We start from the raw sequence: 14389 nt of genomic DNA, 5'->3' as shown, positions 1-14389 counted from the left end.
TTCCGTATTTTAGCTCAATACTGCTGGCGAACGTGAGAACCACAGCACAGGAGCACCATCATGAGCCATGCCACCCCCCTCAAACCGAACCGGATCCAGCAAACCCTCCGTCGCTACTTCCTGAGGATCCTGCCCCGCCCTCTGACGCTGGTCGAAGATCCCATGGTGCAGCTCAACCGCCTGATGCAGTGGGATATGCACCAGATAGACGACAGGGAGTATCGCCGCCGCCTCTGAGCCGGCCTCCCTCACGCCCCGACGAGATTGCTTTGCCGGATCTGATGGTTTACATCGGCCAAGGGCCTGATAGATTGGACGTCTATCCATCTATGACTGCTATCCAGCAACATCCAACAAGGAGTGTGTGATGAAAGATGCGACCCTGGCCCTGCACCACGGCTTTGCCAACGACCCCACCACCAAGGCCGTTGCCGTGCCCATCTACCAGACGGTGGCCTACGAGTTCGAGAGCGCCCAGCACGGGGCGGACTTGTTCAATCTGGCGGTGCCGGGGAACATCTACACCCGCATCATGAACCCCACCAACGATGTGCTGGAGCAGCGGATGGCCGCCCTTGAAGGGGGGATCGCCGGCTTGGTGGTCTCGGCAGGTTCCGCCGCCATCACCTACGCCATCCAGGCGCTGACCGCCGCCGGTGACAACATCGTCTCCACCCCCCAACTCTATGGCGGCACCTACACCCTGTTCGCCCACATGCTGCCGAGCTTCGGGGTCGAGGTACGCTTCGCCAAGGATGACAGCGCCGAGGCCATCGCCGCCCTCATCGATGACAAGACCAAGGCGGTCTATTGCGAGAGCATCGGCAACCCGGCGGGCAACATCGTCGACATCGCCGCCCTAGCCAAGGCCGCCCACGCCCGCGGCGTGCCGCTCATCGTCGACAACACGGTCGCCACTCCGGTCTTGTGCAAACCCATCGAGCACGGCGCCGACATCGTGGTGCACAGCCTGACCAAATATGTCGGCGGCCACGGCAACTCCCTGGGGGGCGTCATCGTCGACTCGGGCAAGTTCCCCTGGGCGGATCACGCCGAGCGCTTCCCCCAGCTGACCCAACCCGAGCCTTCTTATCACGGGGTGGTCTACACCGAGGCCTTCGGCCCGGCGGCCTTCATCGGCCGGGTGCGCACCGTGCCGCTGCGCAATACCGGCGCGGCGCTGGCGCCGATGAACGCCTTCCTGCTGCTGCAAGGGCTGGAAACCCTGAGCCTGCGCATGGAGCGCCACGTGGACAACGCTCTGCGGGTGGCCCACCACCTCAAGCACCACCCCAAGGTGGCCTGGGTCAGCTACGCCGGTCTGCCGGGTCACCCCCACTACCCGCTGGCGGAGAAGTACATGGCCGGTCGCCCCTCGGCCATCCTCTCCTTCGGCCTGAAGGACGGCTACGAGGCGGGCGTGCGCTTCTACGATGCCCTCAAGATCTTCAAGCGGCTGGTCAACATCGGCGACGCCAAGTCCCTGGCCTGCCACCCCGCCTCCACCACCCATCGCCAGTTGAGCGAAGAGGAGCAGGCCAAGGCTGGAGTGAAACCTGAGATGATCCGGCTGTCGGTGGGGATCGAAGCCATCGAGGACATACTGGCGGATCTGGATCAGGCGCTGGAGGCCTGAGTCAATCGACGAAGGAGCGGGCACCACGCCCGCTCTTTTTCATCCATAAGTGAACCTGCTGCCGGGGCGCTGCGTATCACCGCCTTCCGTCACTGCGTCGAGGTTTTCATGATAGTCCTGCACCACCTGAACAAATCCCGCTCCCAGCGCATCATCTGGCTGCTTGAAGAGCTGGGCCTGCCCTACCAGATCAAGGCCTACCAGCGCGATGCCGCCACCTTTCTGGCGCCGCCCGAGCTCAAGGCCGTCCACCCCCTCGGCAAGTCGCCGGTCATCGAGTTTGACGGGCGGGTGCTGGCGGAATCCGGTGCCGTCACAGAGTACCTGATCGCCCGCCACGCCCCGGACCGGCTGGCACCGGCCGCCGACAGCCCGGAGTATCCCGAATACCTGCAGTGGCTCCACTTCGCCGAGAGCTCCGGCATTCTGCCGCTGCTGCTCGACATGTTCGTGCGCAAGGATGGCAGCCCGATGCGCTTCCTGCCGGACTACGCCAAAGCCGAGTGCGCCAAGGTGCTGGGTTATCTCGATGAGGTGCTGGCAAACCGCCGTTACCTGGTGGCCGATCGCCTCACCGGCGCCGACATCCTGAACTCCTTCCTGGTGGATCTGCTGGCCCAGAGCGGCCAGCTGGCCCAGTTCCCCCACCTTGAGGCCTACTGGCAGCGACTCAACACTCATCCGGCACGCCAGAAGGCGGCGGCGCTGGAGCGCGAGCTGGACCGCAGCGCCGAATAAACGGCGGTGCCCCGGTGACACCCTGCAAAACGCCCCGATGATCGGGGCGTTCTCTTTTCCAGCCGTCAGCCAGATGATCAAAGCGCGTGGGACAGGATCCTGGACGCACTTATTGTCCGGATCGCCCCTTGGCCAAGGGCCTCAGGCCTAGAGGGCGTGAGAAAGGATCCGCGCCACTATGGTTGCCAGGATGACTTACAGCGCGTGGGAAAGGATCCTGGCTACCTTGTCGGGGTCGATGTCCTGCTGCTCCCCGAGGGCGGTCAGCCCGAAACGCTTGAGGTTGGAGCAGATACCGGGGATGCAGCCCTCGCTCAGGCCGTAGTCGGCAAGCCGGGTACCCACCCCCATCTGCTGGAAGAACTGCTCGGTGCGGATGATCGCCTCCTCGATGCGCAGCGCCTTGTCCTCCCGGCTGGAGTGCCACACCCGCTCGGCAAACTGGGCCAGCTTCTCCTGCTTCTGGGCCGCTTGCTCCCGCAGCAGGGAGGGCAGCACCACCGCCAGACTCTGGGCATGATCCAGCCCGTGCAGGGCGGTGAGCTGGTGACCGATGGCGTGGGTGGACCAGTCCTGGGGCACGCCGCGACCGATGAGGCCGTTGAGGGCCAGGCTGGCCGCCCACATCAGGTTGGCACGCACCTGGTAGTTGGTGGGCTCCGCCAGCGCCCGCGGACCGTTGTCCACCAGCACCTGCAGCAGCCCTTCCGCCAGCCGGTCCTGCACCTCGCCCCCCACCGGGAAGGTGAGGTACTGCTCGAGGATGTGGACGAAGGCATCCACCACGCCATTGCCCACCTGGCGCGGCGGCAGGCTGTAGGTGGTGGCGGGATCCAGCACCGCAAACACCGGTTGCACCAGCGGATTGTAGAAGGAGAGCTTGGCCTCCCCCCGGCTCACCACGGCGGCGGGGTTGCTCTCCGAACCGGTGGCCGGCAGGGTCAGCACACAGCCGAGCGGCAGCGCTGCCTTGATGGGGGCCTTGTCCCGCAGGATCTCCCAGGGATCGTCCCCCTCGAAGCAGGCCGCGGCGGCCACGAACTTGGTGCCATCCACCACGGAGCCGCCACCCACCGCCAGCAGGAAGTCGATGCGCTCGCGCTTGACCAGAGCCACCGCCTCCATCAGCTGATCGTACTGGGGGTTGGCGCCGATGCCGGGAAACTCCAGCCACTCCCGGCCCGCCAGCGCCTGGGTCAACTGCTCATAGACCCCGTTCTGCTTGATGCTGCCACCCCCGTAGAGCACCAGCAGACGGCTGCCGGCCGGGATCAGTTCGGGCAGAATGGCTATCTGGCCTTCACCAAAGCAGATGCGGGTGGGATTGGCATATTGGAAGTTGTACACGGCAGAGCCCTCGGTTGATTGCATGCCGGGGAATTGTGCGCCTGCCGTGCCATCAGGTCAAAAAACGGGATCCTGTCGTCAAAAATACGATGCCAGCTTGCCGATGCCGGGCGCTCCTGCCCGGCTTTGCTATGGTGATAGCGGGAAGACGCGCTCGTCGCCCCCTCAAGCCCCTCCCGGGGTCCCTTTCCCACTCACTGGGTCTCTATCATGAAACTGAAGCACGCCTGGATTGCGGGTGCCCTCACCCTCTGTGCCCCTCCCCTGCTCTATGCCGCCGAGGTCACCACCCATGTGGCCGTGGCCCCCGGACAAGCCAGTCTGGCCGAAGAACTGACGGCCAGGGCAACCGTCACCGCCATCGACCTGGCCACCCGCAAGGTCAGCCTGAAAAATGCTGAAGGGCAGACCCTGGATCTGATCGCCGGGGAGGAGGTGACCAACCTTCCCCAGCTCAAGGTGGGAGATGTCGTGGCCTTGAGATATCTGCAACTGCTGGACCTGACCCTGCTCAAGGGCACCGCCGGGGTGAGAAAACGGGTGGTGGAAGTGGAAGGGGGCAAGGCGGCCGCCGGGGAGAAACCCGCAGCCGGCGCCGGCATGCAGGTAACCATCTATGCCGACGTCATCGACGTGGACAAGGCGCACCAGACCATCCGGGTCAAGGGGGTCGACCACACCCTGACCCTCAAGGTGCAGGATCCGGCCCAGTTCGCCCTCATCGCCCAGGGGGACCAGATCAAGGCCGTGCAGACCACCGCCATCGCCATCGGCATCACCCCCCAGAGTCCCTGAGCCCTGACCACGGCCTGCCAGCCCCGTGGCAAGGGGGCAACCCCTTGCCTTTAACGCCAAAAGATTGCCGTTTGAATCACATCATGCCTGGGAGGCGGATTTGCCGGTGAGGCGATCCATGGCCTCCTTGAGCATGGCATCGCGCTGCGCGGCCAGGTCCTTGCTCTGCGTTTCGCGCTCCTCGGCAGAGAGCGTCTTGTCATCCGCTATCCCCTTGAGCTGACGCTCGAGATCGTCAAATTTTTTGCGATCAAAGCCCAGGGCCTTGTCCACCATCTGCTGCACCCGCGCATCCTTGACGCCACCGGTCAGGACTGTGTTCTTGCCGTTCCTGGCCAGATGCTCGTAGGTCAACGCCTGCTGCGCCTTGCCGGTCAGCACCTGACTGGAGAGGCTGACCTGCTGAGACCAGCCGCTCTGCTTGTCGTCGCTGTCGCTGAGGGTCGCCAGGGCACGGTTCTGGGACGCGCTCTGGGCGAGTTGATGACCATAGGGTTTGATATCCATGAAGGCTCCACGCTCACTGCCGGCCTCGCCGGCTCCGGGGATGGTTTCCCCGCCATGGGCCTAAGACAGCAAAATGCAGGCCAACTTGAGTACCGTTCGCCAGACTGACGACGGCACCCGACAGACGCGGGGAGGCCGCCGCCATCAAAAGAGGCGCCGAAGGGCGCCTCTTTTGGGTCGGTTGGTCACCAGGCAGGTTTTCAGCGACGGCTGATGTGGAGCGGACCGAAGGTCTGGGCCACCGGCATGATCTCGATGCTGTTGATGTTGACGTGGGCAGGCTGCTCGCTGATCCAGAGTACGGTATTGGCGATATCTTCCGGCAGGATGGCCTGCACCCCCTGATAGACGGTGGCCGCCTTGGCGTCGTCGCCGTGGAAGCGCACGTTGGAGAACTCGGTGCCGCCACACAGGCCGGGCTCCACGTTGGTGACACGTACCGCCGTGCCCGCCAGATCGGCACGCAGGTTGAGGCTGAACTGCTTCACGAACGCCTTGGTCGCGCCGTAGACGTTGCCGCCCGGATAGGGATAGGTCCCTGCGATGGAGCCGATGTTGATGACGTGGCCGCGGTTGCGCGTAACCATGCCCGGCAGCAGCAACCGGGTGATCAGAGCCAGGCCGCTGATGTTGGTGGCGATCATCTGCTCCCAGTCTTCCAGATCCGCCTTGTGGGCAGGCTCCAGCCCCAGTGCCAGACCAGCGTTGTTGACCAACAGGTCCACCTGTTGCCATTCGGTCGGCAGCCCCTCGATGGCGGCGCGGGTGGCAGCCTTGTCCTGGACGTCGAACACCAGAGGCAGGAACTGCTCGCCCAGCTCCTCGGCCAGGGCGGCCAGCCGTTCGGCGCGGCGCCCGGTGCCGATCACCCGGTGGCCAGCGCTCACCAGCAGGCGGCTGATGGCCTCACCAAAGCCGGACGAGGCGCCCGTTACCATTGCAATCATGTGAACCTCCATTGTTATTTGTCTTCTTGAAAAATCAGCACGTTATATGTCGCGTTTGCCCAGCTTTCGCCATGCGAACACCGCCAGATGCAGCAGGAAGAGACCCGAGCCCCCCAGCGCAAACAGCAGGCCGGTCAGGGCGTTGACCGAGGTATCGGCGCCGCACCACCACCAGACCAGCCAGCCGACGACCCCGATGAGAAAGGTCTGGGCGGCGCAGACCGGGCAGCGCCCGAGCTTGGCCCTGATGGCCGTGGCCAGGCAATCCTCGCAACTCATGATGGCTCCTGCCGCTCATCCCCCAGCGCCAGCACCAGGCGGTGGGCATGCTGGCCGGGCCCGTAAAAATCGGGCAGCCGTACCCCGGGGCGAAACCCCAGCCCCTGATAGAGGGTCCTGGCTTCTGGGTTGGCGTCGGCGACCTCGAGGCGAATAGCCCCCCAGCCGGCCTCGCGCCCTTCCCGGATCACCTGCTCCAGCAGGCGGCGTGCCCACCCCTGACGGCGGACGGTCCAGCGGATGGCGAGGGTCTGGATGATGAGACGATCCCAGCCTTTGTGCTCCAGCACGCTCACATAGCCCATCACCTGCGCCTTCTCGTCTTGCAGCAGCAGGGTGCGCCCCTTGGCCTGATTGAGCAGATAGTGCCAGCGGCTGCGGCCGAAGGCGACCTCGGGGGGAAAACAGTAGCGTTCCAGCTTCACGATGGCGCCCAAATCATCGGCTCGGGCGGCGCGCACGGTCAACACGGGGAGTCCTTGTTCGGTTATTTATCCTCAGCACCAGAAATGCGACTTGTATCACAAGTTACCAAGGCAGAATATTAGGCACTGTAACCTCTTGTTTCCCCTCGCGCCATTGTCGTGCTTGTCGGTGCATCGAAGCCCACTGGGGATCCTGCCGTTTCTGGCAGTCCTTTCTGTGGAGCCTGAAAATATGAGTACCTATGTCATCGTCGAGGAGCTGGGCGACTGGCCCTGCCATGCCGACTATCTGCTGACCGCCCGCACCTACCTGCAACACGGTCTGCCTACCACAGGGGGGCGTCCGCGCATCATCAACCTCTGCCGCAGCCTGGAACACCTGGGGGCCGGTTATTACTGCTCCCTGCTGGCCCAGGCCCGCGGCCACCACTGCCTGCCGGGATTGCAGGCCATCAGCCGGCTGCAACCCCAGCAGCCTCCCGCCAAGCTGTGGCGCAAATTGCAGGGCTGGCTGGCCCAGCAAAGCGAAGACAGGATCCGGGTGCGCGCCATCTTCGGCCAGTGCGAACAGAGCGAGCTGGCGGGGCTCGCCCGCTATTACTACGGCCTGAGCCAGTTGCCGCTGCAGGAGCTGACCCTCAAGCGCGGCCGCCACGGCTGGTCGGTGCGCCAGCAGGAGAGCCTGTCACCGCTGGCGCTGAGCCCGAGCGAGAAGGCGCTGATGGTGCAGCACGCCCAGGCGCTGGTGGGCACGGGGGACGAGGAGCAGACGGCACCACGCTACCAGCTCGCCATCCTGGTCGACCCCAACGACGGCCGCGCCAGCAGCGATGCCCTGGCGCTGGAGCGTTTCATCAAGGCGGCCGCTGCCCAGGGGATCCAGGCCGAGATCCTGCCTCCCTCGGCCATCGAACGGTTGCCGGAGTTCGACACCCTCTGGCTGCGCGCCGAGACCGCGGTCGGCCACTACACCTTCGAATTTGCCCGCCGTGCCGAGCAGCTCAAGATGCCGGTCATCGACAGCTCCCGTGCCATCCTCGCCTGCAGCAACAAGCTCTATCTCTACGAGCTGATGGTGCGCAGCGGCGTGCCCATGCCCCCCACCACCGTCGTGACCCGCCGCGGCCGCCAGCATGTGGACGAACTGGTGCAGCGCCTCGGTCTGCCGCTGATGGTGAAAATCCCCGACGGCGCCCAGGGGCGCGACCTCGCCATGGCCAGCGATGACATCCAGCTCGCCCGCCTGCTGGACGAGGGGCTGGCCCGCTCCGCCCTGCTGCTGGTCCAGAGCCGGATCCCTGCCGAGTTCGACTGGCGCATCGGCTTTCTCGACGGCTCGCCGCTGTTCGCCTGCCGCCGCTACCGACCCGAACCCGGCAACCGCATCCGTCGCCGCAAACACCCCCTCGACATGAGCCGCATCGAGGCGCTGCCCCTCAGCGACGTGCCGGAGCGGGTGCTGCAAACCGCCCGCCGCGCCGTGCACCAGCTCGGCAACGGCCTGTTCGGGGTGGATCTGCGCCAGCAGGGTCAGGGCTGCGTGTTGCTGGAAATCATCGACAACCCCTGGATACGTGGCGATATTGAAGACAGGGAGGCAAAGGACCTCTACGAGCGCCTCGCCCGGGCCTTCCGCCAGCGGCTGGAGAACCGGGGGCAGAGCGCGACAGGATAACAAGCATCGCGAGCAGAGGTGGATATGATGACAATGCAGTGGTGGGACATCGCGCCCCTTGGCTGGGAGAACATCCTGGTCTGTCTGGTGTGTGGCACCCTGGTGGGGCTGGAGCGGCAGCTTCGCGGCAAGCCGGTGGGGATCCGCACCTCTTCCCTCATCGTGCTCGGCACCTACTGTTTTCTCGCCATCGGCGCCGCCGTCAGCCCTCAGGGCGCCGATCAGGCGCGGGTGCTGGGTCAGCTCATCACCGGGGTCGGCTTTCTCGGGGCCGGGGTGATGATGACCCGGGATGGTCAGGTGCTGGGGGTGACCTCCGCCGCCGCCATCTGGATGCTGGCCGCCCTCGGCGCCCTCATCGGCATGGACATGCTGCATCAGGCGCTGCTGCTCACCGTCGTCACCCTCTCCATCCTGGTGGGGGTGGACTATCTGGAAGCCAGCTTCAAGAGCCTGCGCCGCGGGGTGCACAACAGGCTGGAACACTGGCGCCACGGGGCCGAGCCCTCGGTCTCTTCCCGCCGGGACGATCTGGGCAGCGGCATCGAGAAGTAAGCCGCCACCATGAAAAAGGGCTCCATACTGGAGCCCTTTTTGTTGCCTGCCTCCCTCAGCGCACCAGCAGGAAGCGGCCAGTGAGGGGTGGCAAGTCCACCGTCACGCTGCTGCCACCGATGGCCAGGTTTTCGCCGCTCTGCAGATCCACCAGGGCGCTGCCGCTGCGCAGCTTGCCGACCGGCACGGCGTAGCTCTGGGGCGTGGTGGAGACGTTGAGCAGGTAGACTACTTGCTCACCCGCCGTCTGCTTGATGTCGCCATAGACGCTCCCCTCGGCCACCAGCTTGACCCGCTCCCCCTGATAGAGGGCCGGGTGCCCGGCGCGCAAGGCCAGCAGATCGCTCAGCCACTGCTTGAGCTCGGCCTGCTCGCTGCTCGGCACGAAGCCGGTGACACCGGGAACCTTGCCATCGCTGCGGGCCACGTGATCATCGCAGAGCCCCTGGGCCGCACAGTCGCCCCCCACCTGACTGGCAAAGCCAGGCACCTCGTCGCCAAACTCCTCGCCATAGTAGAAGGTAATGGGACCGGAGCGGGCGGCCATGAAGCTAAAGGCCGCCTTGTGGCGCTGCCAGTAGTCCGCCCCATTGAAGTTGCCCCGCTCCAGCAGATCGCCGAAGCGCACCAGATCGTGGTTGCCCAGCATCAGGTTGGGCATGGCATGGTCCGGGTAGTTCTCCACCTTGTTCCAGCTGGCGTCGAGCACGCTGGCCCCCTGCCCGCCTTTGCCGGACTCTTCCACCGCCAGCGCCTGTACCAGGCCGTAGCGCAGGGGGAAGTCGAACGCCGAAGAGAGCGCCGGGTTGTCGCTCGGGCCATAGGCCTGGGCGCGGATCTCGTCGGCGCCCTTCCACACTTCCCCCACCATGTAGCCGAGGGTGCCCCACTGCTGGCCGGCGGCCTTGCGCGCCGCGCTGGCCTGGGTCACCTCGCTGCGAATGGCGCGCCAGTCATCCAGCCCCAACTGATAAGCCTGATCGAGGCGCCAGCCGTCGATGCCGTACTGCTCGACCCAGTAACGGGCCACCTCCTTGAAGTAGGCCAGACTCTCGGGCTGGCCGTAATCCACCAGTTGGCCCGGGTAGCCTGCGCCGCCGCTCTTGAGGGCAGGCAGCCGCCCCTCTGGTGAAGGCTTGCTCACCCCCACCTTGTTGACGTGGCCGAACACCCCGTCGAGGAAGACATAGAGCCCGCGCTGGTGCGCCCCGTCCACCAGTTTTTTAAGCTGGGCGTTGCTGCCGAAGTTGGGATCCACGTTGAAGAAGTCGCAGGCGAAGTAACCGGTGGCATCCAGCCGGTCGTCCCCGGCCTGGCCGGCGCAGGAGTCAAACACCGGCGTGAGCCAGATGGCGTTGACGTTGAGGCTCTTGATGTGGTCGAGGCTGTCGATGATCCCCTGCAGATCGCCGTTGTGCCGGGAGGGGCCGTAGCCGACGCCGTAGTTGGCGCTGCCGTCGCCGTCGACGAAGGACTCCACCATCACCTGGTAGGTGCGCAGGTTGCAGGCTGGCTGATCATTGCCGTAGCAGGCGCGGCTGGCCGACGCGGGGGGCGGATTGACTACCGGAGGCTGGGGGTCACTGCTGCCACCGCCTCCCCCGCTGCCGCAAGCCGTCAGTAACAGGGCGGCCCCGATGAGGCCGCCACGACGCAACGTTCCTTGTTTCATTGTTATGTTCCCGCTGTGGTGGATGGGCGCCCAAAGCGCCGCACTGGGGTCATGATAACGACCTGACCGACGCGGGTCTGTGACTGAAAACGTTACCTGACTCAACGAGTTAGCATGTCAGAAGTGATGCATGTTGCGATCGGGGAAGGCGGCGCGCTCGTCGATGGGCAGGATCAGGTGGTAGACCTCGTGGGCCGCCAGGGTGAAGCCCGAGGGCCATGCCAGTTGATGGCGATCATCGATGAAGACACGGGCGAAGCGACGCTCGGTCTCCATGGCCGCAAACAGCGGCTGGCCGCGCCAGGGGGTGAGATCCAGCACGCCTGTGGTGCCGTCGGAGAGCACCACGAACAGAGACCAGCCCTGCATATATTCCACATCGATGAAGACCGGCATCCCTTCGGCTCCGATTGAGAAATCCGGCGCCATTATAGGCACGACCATTGTCTCGATGTGCCAGCAGGATCACAGTTTCCCCAGCGTTTTATACTCTCTTCGAACCCTGCATCCCGTCACAAAAAAATCATAAAACGTGCCAACTTTTCCATGTATACCCCATGCCCATGCAACCTTTGCCAGGCGCCACTGTCATACTCCTGCACCATAACAACAATGCGCCCGGGGACTGGGCGCAAACAGGTTTGCAGGAACAATATGACCACCATCAAACAATGGCTGGGACCGGTTTGGCCCATCGCCGTCTTTTCATTGATCGCGCTCATCTCCCTGACTGTCAGCCGCCTTGGCCTGGGGCTCTGGCAACTGGAACGGGTGGATGCCGTCTCTGGCTGGCATGAGATGCTGCTGCAAGGCATTCGGGTCGACGTCGCCACCCTCTGCTGGGTCTGGGGCGTACCCGCCGTCTTGACCCAGTTGCTGGCCGGGCCCCACGCACCGGGGCGGCTCTGGATGCAGCTTATCCGGATGTGGCTCACCCTGGGGCTCTGGCTGATGCTCTTTCTCGAGATCTCCACTCCCGCCTTCGTCACCGAATACGGGGTGCGCCCCAACCGCCTCTATGTGGAGTACCTCATCTATCCGAAGGAGGTGCTCTCCATGCTGTGGGCTGGCCGCAAGGGCGAGCTGCTGCTGGCCGTGATCTTCAGCGGCGCCGTACTCGGCGGTGGCTGGTGGCTGAGCGGCCGCCTGGTACGTGACCTAAGCTTCCCCCGCTGGTACTGGCGCCCCGCCTTCGCCCTGCTGATCCTCGCCGTCGGCTTCCTCGGCGCCCGCTCCAGTCTCGGCCATCGCGCCCTGAACCCAGCCATGGTGGCCTTTGCCGACGATCCCCTGGTCAACGCCCTCACCGTCAACTCCGCCTACTCCCTCTTCTTTGCCATCAAGCAGATGGGGGCCGAGGAGGACGCCAGCCAGTTTTACGGCAAGATGGCTGACCATCAGGTACTCGACATAGTCCGCGAGGAGAGCGGCCGCCCTCTCGGCGATTTCACCTCTGCCGATCTGCCGAGCCAGACTTTCAACACGGCCAGCTACCAGGGCAAGCCCAAAAACCTGGTGATCCTGCTGCAAGAGAGCCTGGGGGCCCAGTTCGTCGGCTCCCTCGGCGGCCTGCCGCTCACCCCGAACATCGATGCCTTGTCGAAAGAGGGTTGGGCGTTCGAGCAGCTCTACGCCACCGGTACCCGTTCGGTACGCGGCATCGAGGCGGTGCTCACCGGCTTCACGCCGACCCCGGCCCAGGCCGTGGTCAAGCTCGGCAAGAGCCAGACCAACTTCTTCACCATCGCCGACCTGCTCAAGCAGCGAGGCTATGACACCAGCTTCATCTATGGCGGCGAGAGCCACTTCGACAACATGCGCAGCTTCTTCCTCGGCAACGGCTTCACCACCATCGTCGAGCAGAAGGACTTCAAGAACCCGGTGTTCGAGGGATCCTGGGGCGCCTCGGATGAAGATCTGATGGCCAAGGCCAACGAGACCTTCGCGGCGCTGCACAAGGAGGGCAAACCCTTCTTCAGCCTGGTGTTCAGCTCCAGCAACCACGATCCCTTCGAGTTCCCCGACAACCGCATCGCCCTGTACGAGCAGCCCAAGCAGACCCGCAACAACGCCGCCAAGTACGCGGACTACGCCGTCGGCGAGTTCTTCAAGAAGGCCAGGGCATCGGACTACTGGAAGGACACCCTGTTCCTGGTCATCGCCGATCACGACAGCCGGGTCGGGGGAGCCAGCCTGGTGCCCATCCCCCGCTTCCACATCCCGGGGGTCATTCTGGGGGACGGCATTGCACCGAGAAAGGATCCCCGCATCGTCAGCCAGATCGACATGGCCCCGACCCTGCTCTCCCTCATGGGCATAAGTGCCGACTACCCCATGCTGGGCAAGGATCTCACCCGCATGCCCGCCGACTGGCCGGGACGCGCCATCATGCAGTACGACAAGAACTTCGCCCTGATGCGTGGCAAGGATGTGGTGATCCTGCAGCCCGAGCGGGCGCCGGAAGGCTTCATCTACGAGGATGCGACCGAGACGCTCACCCCGGCGCAGCAGCCGGACACCATGAAGGATGCCGCCCTGGGGCTGGTCCTGTGGGGCAGCCTGGCCTATCAGCAGGGGCTCTACCGGACGGCGCAGGACAGCCGGCTGGCTCTCAACTGAGGAACCGCCCACAAAAAAACCGCCCTCGGGCGGTTTTTTCTTGCGGCTCACCCCATCAGGGGTGGGTGAAGCAGGGGAGCGAGCGGCTGAACCTGTGCTCGAACACCAGGGAGGTCTCGAGGTGCACCACTTCTTCCCGGGAGGTGAAGTGATCGAAGACGAAATTGCGCAGGTGTTCGGTATCGGAGACGCACAGGTGCACCAGGAAATCATCCTTGCCGCCCATGTGGAACAGGCTGATCACCTCGGGCAGGGCCAGGATGGCGTCGCGAAACGCATCGATGATCTGGCGGCTGTGACGGGCCAGTTGCAAGGAGACCATGGCCTGGATGTGACCGCCCAGGGCTTGGTAATCCACCTCGCAGTGCGCCCCCTTGAGCACGCCATCCTGCTGCAGCTTGCGCACCCGCTCCAGGCAGGTGGACGGCGCCACCCCGACTAGGGCCGCCAAATCCTTGTTGGTCATGCCCGCATCGCGAAACAGATGGGCCAGGATGTCCAAGTCCAGTTGATCCAGGTTTCTCATCTTTACTCCTTGCATCGCTCGATTTTTTTAGACTCTGCCCGTAAACCGGGCCGAACACAACGCAGATTGACATCGCCTCCGGCCCCTCTATGCTGTGCCGCACCCGCGGGATGCCGATCCCGTTGATCCCGACCACCACGAGGAACCCCATGCTCAGTGCCCATCCCTTCTGGAGCCTGGACGTTCCACGGCTCGACGGCCAGCTCCTGCTCACCCCCTGCCCCGGCAGCCAGCAAGTCCCCATGGCCCACGCCCTTGCCCAGTTGCAGCTGGCCGGTGCCGGCGGGGTGCTGACCCTGATGACGGAGGAGGAGCTGGCCCTGTGCGGGTCCCTCTCTCTCGGGCAGCTGGTGCAGGCCAGAGGCATGAGCTGGTTCCATCTGCCCATTGCGGATGACGAGGCACCGGATGCCGCCTTCGAACAGGCCTGGCCCGGGGTGCAACCCCGACTGCTCGCCCTGCTGCGCGAGGGACGGCACCTTGCCATTCACTGCCACGGCGGAAGCGGGCGTACCGGGCTGGCGGCCGCCCTGCTGCTGATGACCCAGGGGCTGCCCCAGCAGGAGGCCATGACCCTCATCCGGGCCAGACGGCCACGGGCCTTCACCCTGGCCTGCCACCGTCACTGGCTCGATACCCGTGGACGGCGGCTGGCCGGGGCGGACTGA

At 64.9% G+C, this 14389-nt stretch carries 16 protein-coding genes; 8 read left to right on the top strand and 8 right to left on the bottom strand.

Annotated elements, in window-relative coordinates; all coding sequences use genetic code 11:
• The first annotated feature begins 60 nt into the window (after positions 1-60).
• The 3 genes from AB5Y80_RS06985 (at position 61) to AB5Y80_RS06975 (ending at position 2374) form a co-directional block, all read left to right on the top strand.
• Entirely contained in the window at positions 61-237 is a 177-nt protein-coding gene (locus tag AB5Y80_RS06985; RefSeq protein WP_080767934.1) for a hypothetical protein, read from the top strand.
• Positions 238-367: 130 nt separating this feature from the next.
• Complete coding sequence (locus AB5Y80_RS06980) at positions 368-1636, top strand: O-acetylhomoserine aminocarboxypropyltransferase/cysteine synthase family protein (protein WP_052815620.1); 1269 nt, start codon at positions 368-370, stop codon at positions 1634-1636.
• A 108-nt stretch (positions 1637-1744) separates the two neighbouring features.
• Positions 1745-2374 carry a glutathione S-transferase family protein gene (locus AB5Y80_RS06975; RefSeq protein WP_368172718.1) on the top strand — a complete coding sequence of 210 codons (630 nt, stop codon included), beginning with the start codon at positions 1745-1747 and terminating at the stop codon, positions 2372-2374.
• A 195-nt stretch (positions 2375-2569) separates the two neighbouring features.
• Here AB5Y80_RS06975 and AB5Y80_RS06970 read toward each other — a convergent pair whose 3' ends face one another.
• Positions 2570-3745 (bottom strand): iron-containing alcohol dehydrogenase, encoded by a 1176-nt coding sequence (locus AB5Y80_RS06970; RefSeq protein ID WP_182956510.1) that lies wholly within the window; start codon positions 3743-3745, stop codon positions 2570-2572.
• A 186-nt stretch (positions 3746-3931) separates the two neighbouring features.
• Here AB5Y80_RS06970 and AB5Y80_RS06965 point away from each other — a divergent pair, with 186 nt between their 5' ends.
• Positions 3932-4516 (top strand): hypothetical protein, encoded by a 585-nt coding sequence (locus tag AB5Y80_RS06965; protein WP_119197228.1) that lies wholly within the window; start codon positions 3932-3934, stop codon positions 4514-4516.
• A gap of 81 nt (positions 4517-4597) precedes the next feature.
• Here the strand turns inward: AB5Y80_RS06965 and AB5Y80_RS06960 are convergent, their stop codons facing one another.
• The 4 genes from AB5Y80_RS06960 to AB5Y80_RS06945 all read right to left on the bottom strand — a co-directional run bounded on the left by AB5Y80_RS06960 (position 4598) and on the right by AB5Y80_RS06945 (position 6719).
• Positions 4598-5023, bottom strand: a complete 426-nt coding sequence (locus AB5Y80_RS06960; RefSeq protein WP_029313593.1) for a hypothetical protein — start codon at positions 5021-5023, stop codon at positions 4598-4600.
• 200 nt (positions 5024-5223) lie between these two features.
• Positions 5224-5970, bottom strand: a complete 747-nt coding sequence (locus AB5Y80_RS06955) for an SDR family oxidoreductase (RefSeq protein WP_368172717.1) — start codon at positions 5968-5970, stop codon at positions 5224-5226.
• Between the two features lie 42 nt (positions 5971-6012).
• A complete protein-coding gene (locus tag AB5Y80_RS06950) occupies positions 6013-6249 on the bottom strand; it encodes a DUF3624 domain-containing protein (protein WP_041212265.1) in 237 nt (78 codons plus the stop codon).
• Positions 6246-6719 carry an N-acetyltransferase family protein gene (locus AB5Y80_RS06945; protein ID WP_368172716.1) on the bottom strand — a complete coding sequence of 158 codons (474 nt, stop codon included), beginning with the start codon at positions 6717-6719 and terminating at the stop codon, positions 6246-6248. The genes AB5Y80_RS06950 and AB5Y80_RS06945 overlap by 4 nt, the downstream gene beginning before the upstream one ends.
• Before the next feature lie 187 nt (positions 6720-6906).
• Here AB5Y80_RS06945 and AB5Y80_RS06940 point away from each other — a divergent pair, with 187 nt between their 5' ends.
• Together AB5Y80_RS06940 and AB5Y80_RS06935 are read left to right on the top strand one after the other, a co-directional pair.
• Positions 6907-8349 carry a RimK family protein gene (locus AB5Y80_RS06940; RefSeq protein WP_042015392.1) on the top strand — a complete coding sequence of 481 codons (1443 nt, stop codon included), beginning with the start codon at positions 6907-6909 and terminating at the stop codon, positions 8347-8349.
• Between the two features lie 24 nt (positions 8350-8373).
• Complete coding sequence (locus tag AB5Y80_RS06935) at positions 8374-8904, top strand: MgtC/SapB family protein (RefSeq protein WP_039039793.1); 531 nt, start codon at positions 8374-8376, stop codon at positions 8902-8904.
• 55 nt (positions 8905-8959) lie between these two features.
• Here AB5Y80_RS06935 and AB5Y80_RS06930 read toward each other — a convergent pair whose 3' ends face one another.
• Both AB5Y80_RS06930 and AB5Y80_RS06925 read right to left on the bottom strand, forming a co-directional pair.
• Entirely contained in the window at positions 8960-10576 is a 1617-nt protein-coding gene (locus tag AB5Y80_RS06930) for an alpha-amylase family glycosyl hydrolase (protein WP_368172715.1), read from the bottom strand.
• 117 nt (positions 10577-10693) lie between these two features.
• Positions 10694-10972, bottom strand: coding sequence for a DUF2442 domain-containing protein (locus tag AB5Y80_RS06925; RefSeq protein WP_113069079.1), 279 nt, complete (start codon positions 10970-10972; stop codon positions 10694-10696).
• Between the two features lie 258 nt (positions 10973-11230).
• Here AB5Y80_RS06925 and AB5Y80_RS06920 point away from each other — a divergent pair, with 258 nt between their 5' ends.
• Complete coding sequence (locus AB5Y80_RS06920; RefSeq protein WP_368172714.1) at positions 11231-13195, top strand: LTA synthase family protein; 1965 nt, start codon at positions 11231-11233, stop codon at positions 13193-13195.
• A 55-nt stretch (positions 13196-13250) separates the two neighbouring features.
• Here the strand turns inward: AB5Y80_RS06920 and AB5Y80_RS06915 are convergent, their stop codons facing one another.
• Complete coding sequence (locus AB5Y80_RS06915; RefSeq protein WP_368172713.1) at positions 13251-13721, bottom strand: Lrp/AsnC family transcriptional regulator; 471 nt, start codon at positions 13719-13721, stop codon at positions 13251-13253.
• 149 nt (positions 13722-13870) lie between these two features.
• On the opposite strand from AB5Y80_RS06915, the gene AB5Y80_RS06910 reads away from it, so the two are divergent.
• Positions 13871-14389, top strand: a complete 519-nt coding sequence (locus AB5Y80_RS06910; protein ID WP_128313151.1) for a tyrosine-protein phosphatase — start codon at positions 13871-13873, stop codon at positions 14387-14389.

The sequence above is a fragment of the Aeromonas sp. R2-1 genome, assembly GCF_040908425.1.
Taxonomy (GTDB): Bacteria; Pseudomonadota; Gammaproteobacteria; order Enterobacterales; family Aeromonadaceae; genus Aeromonas; species Aeromonas caviae.
This window is presented reverse-complemented; position numbering and strand designations above follow the sequence as displayed.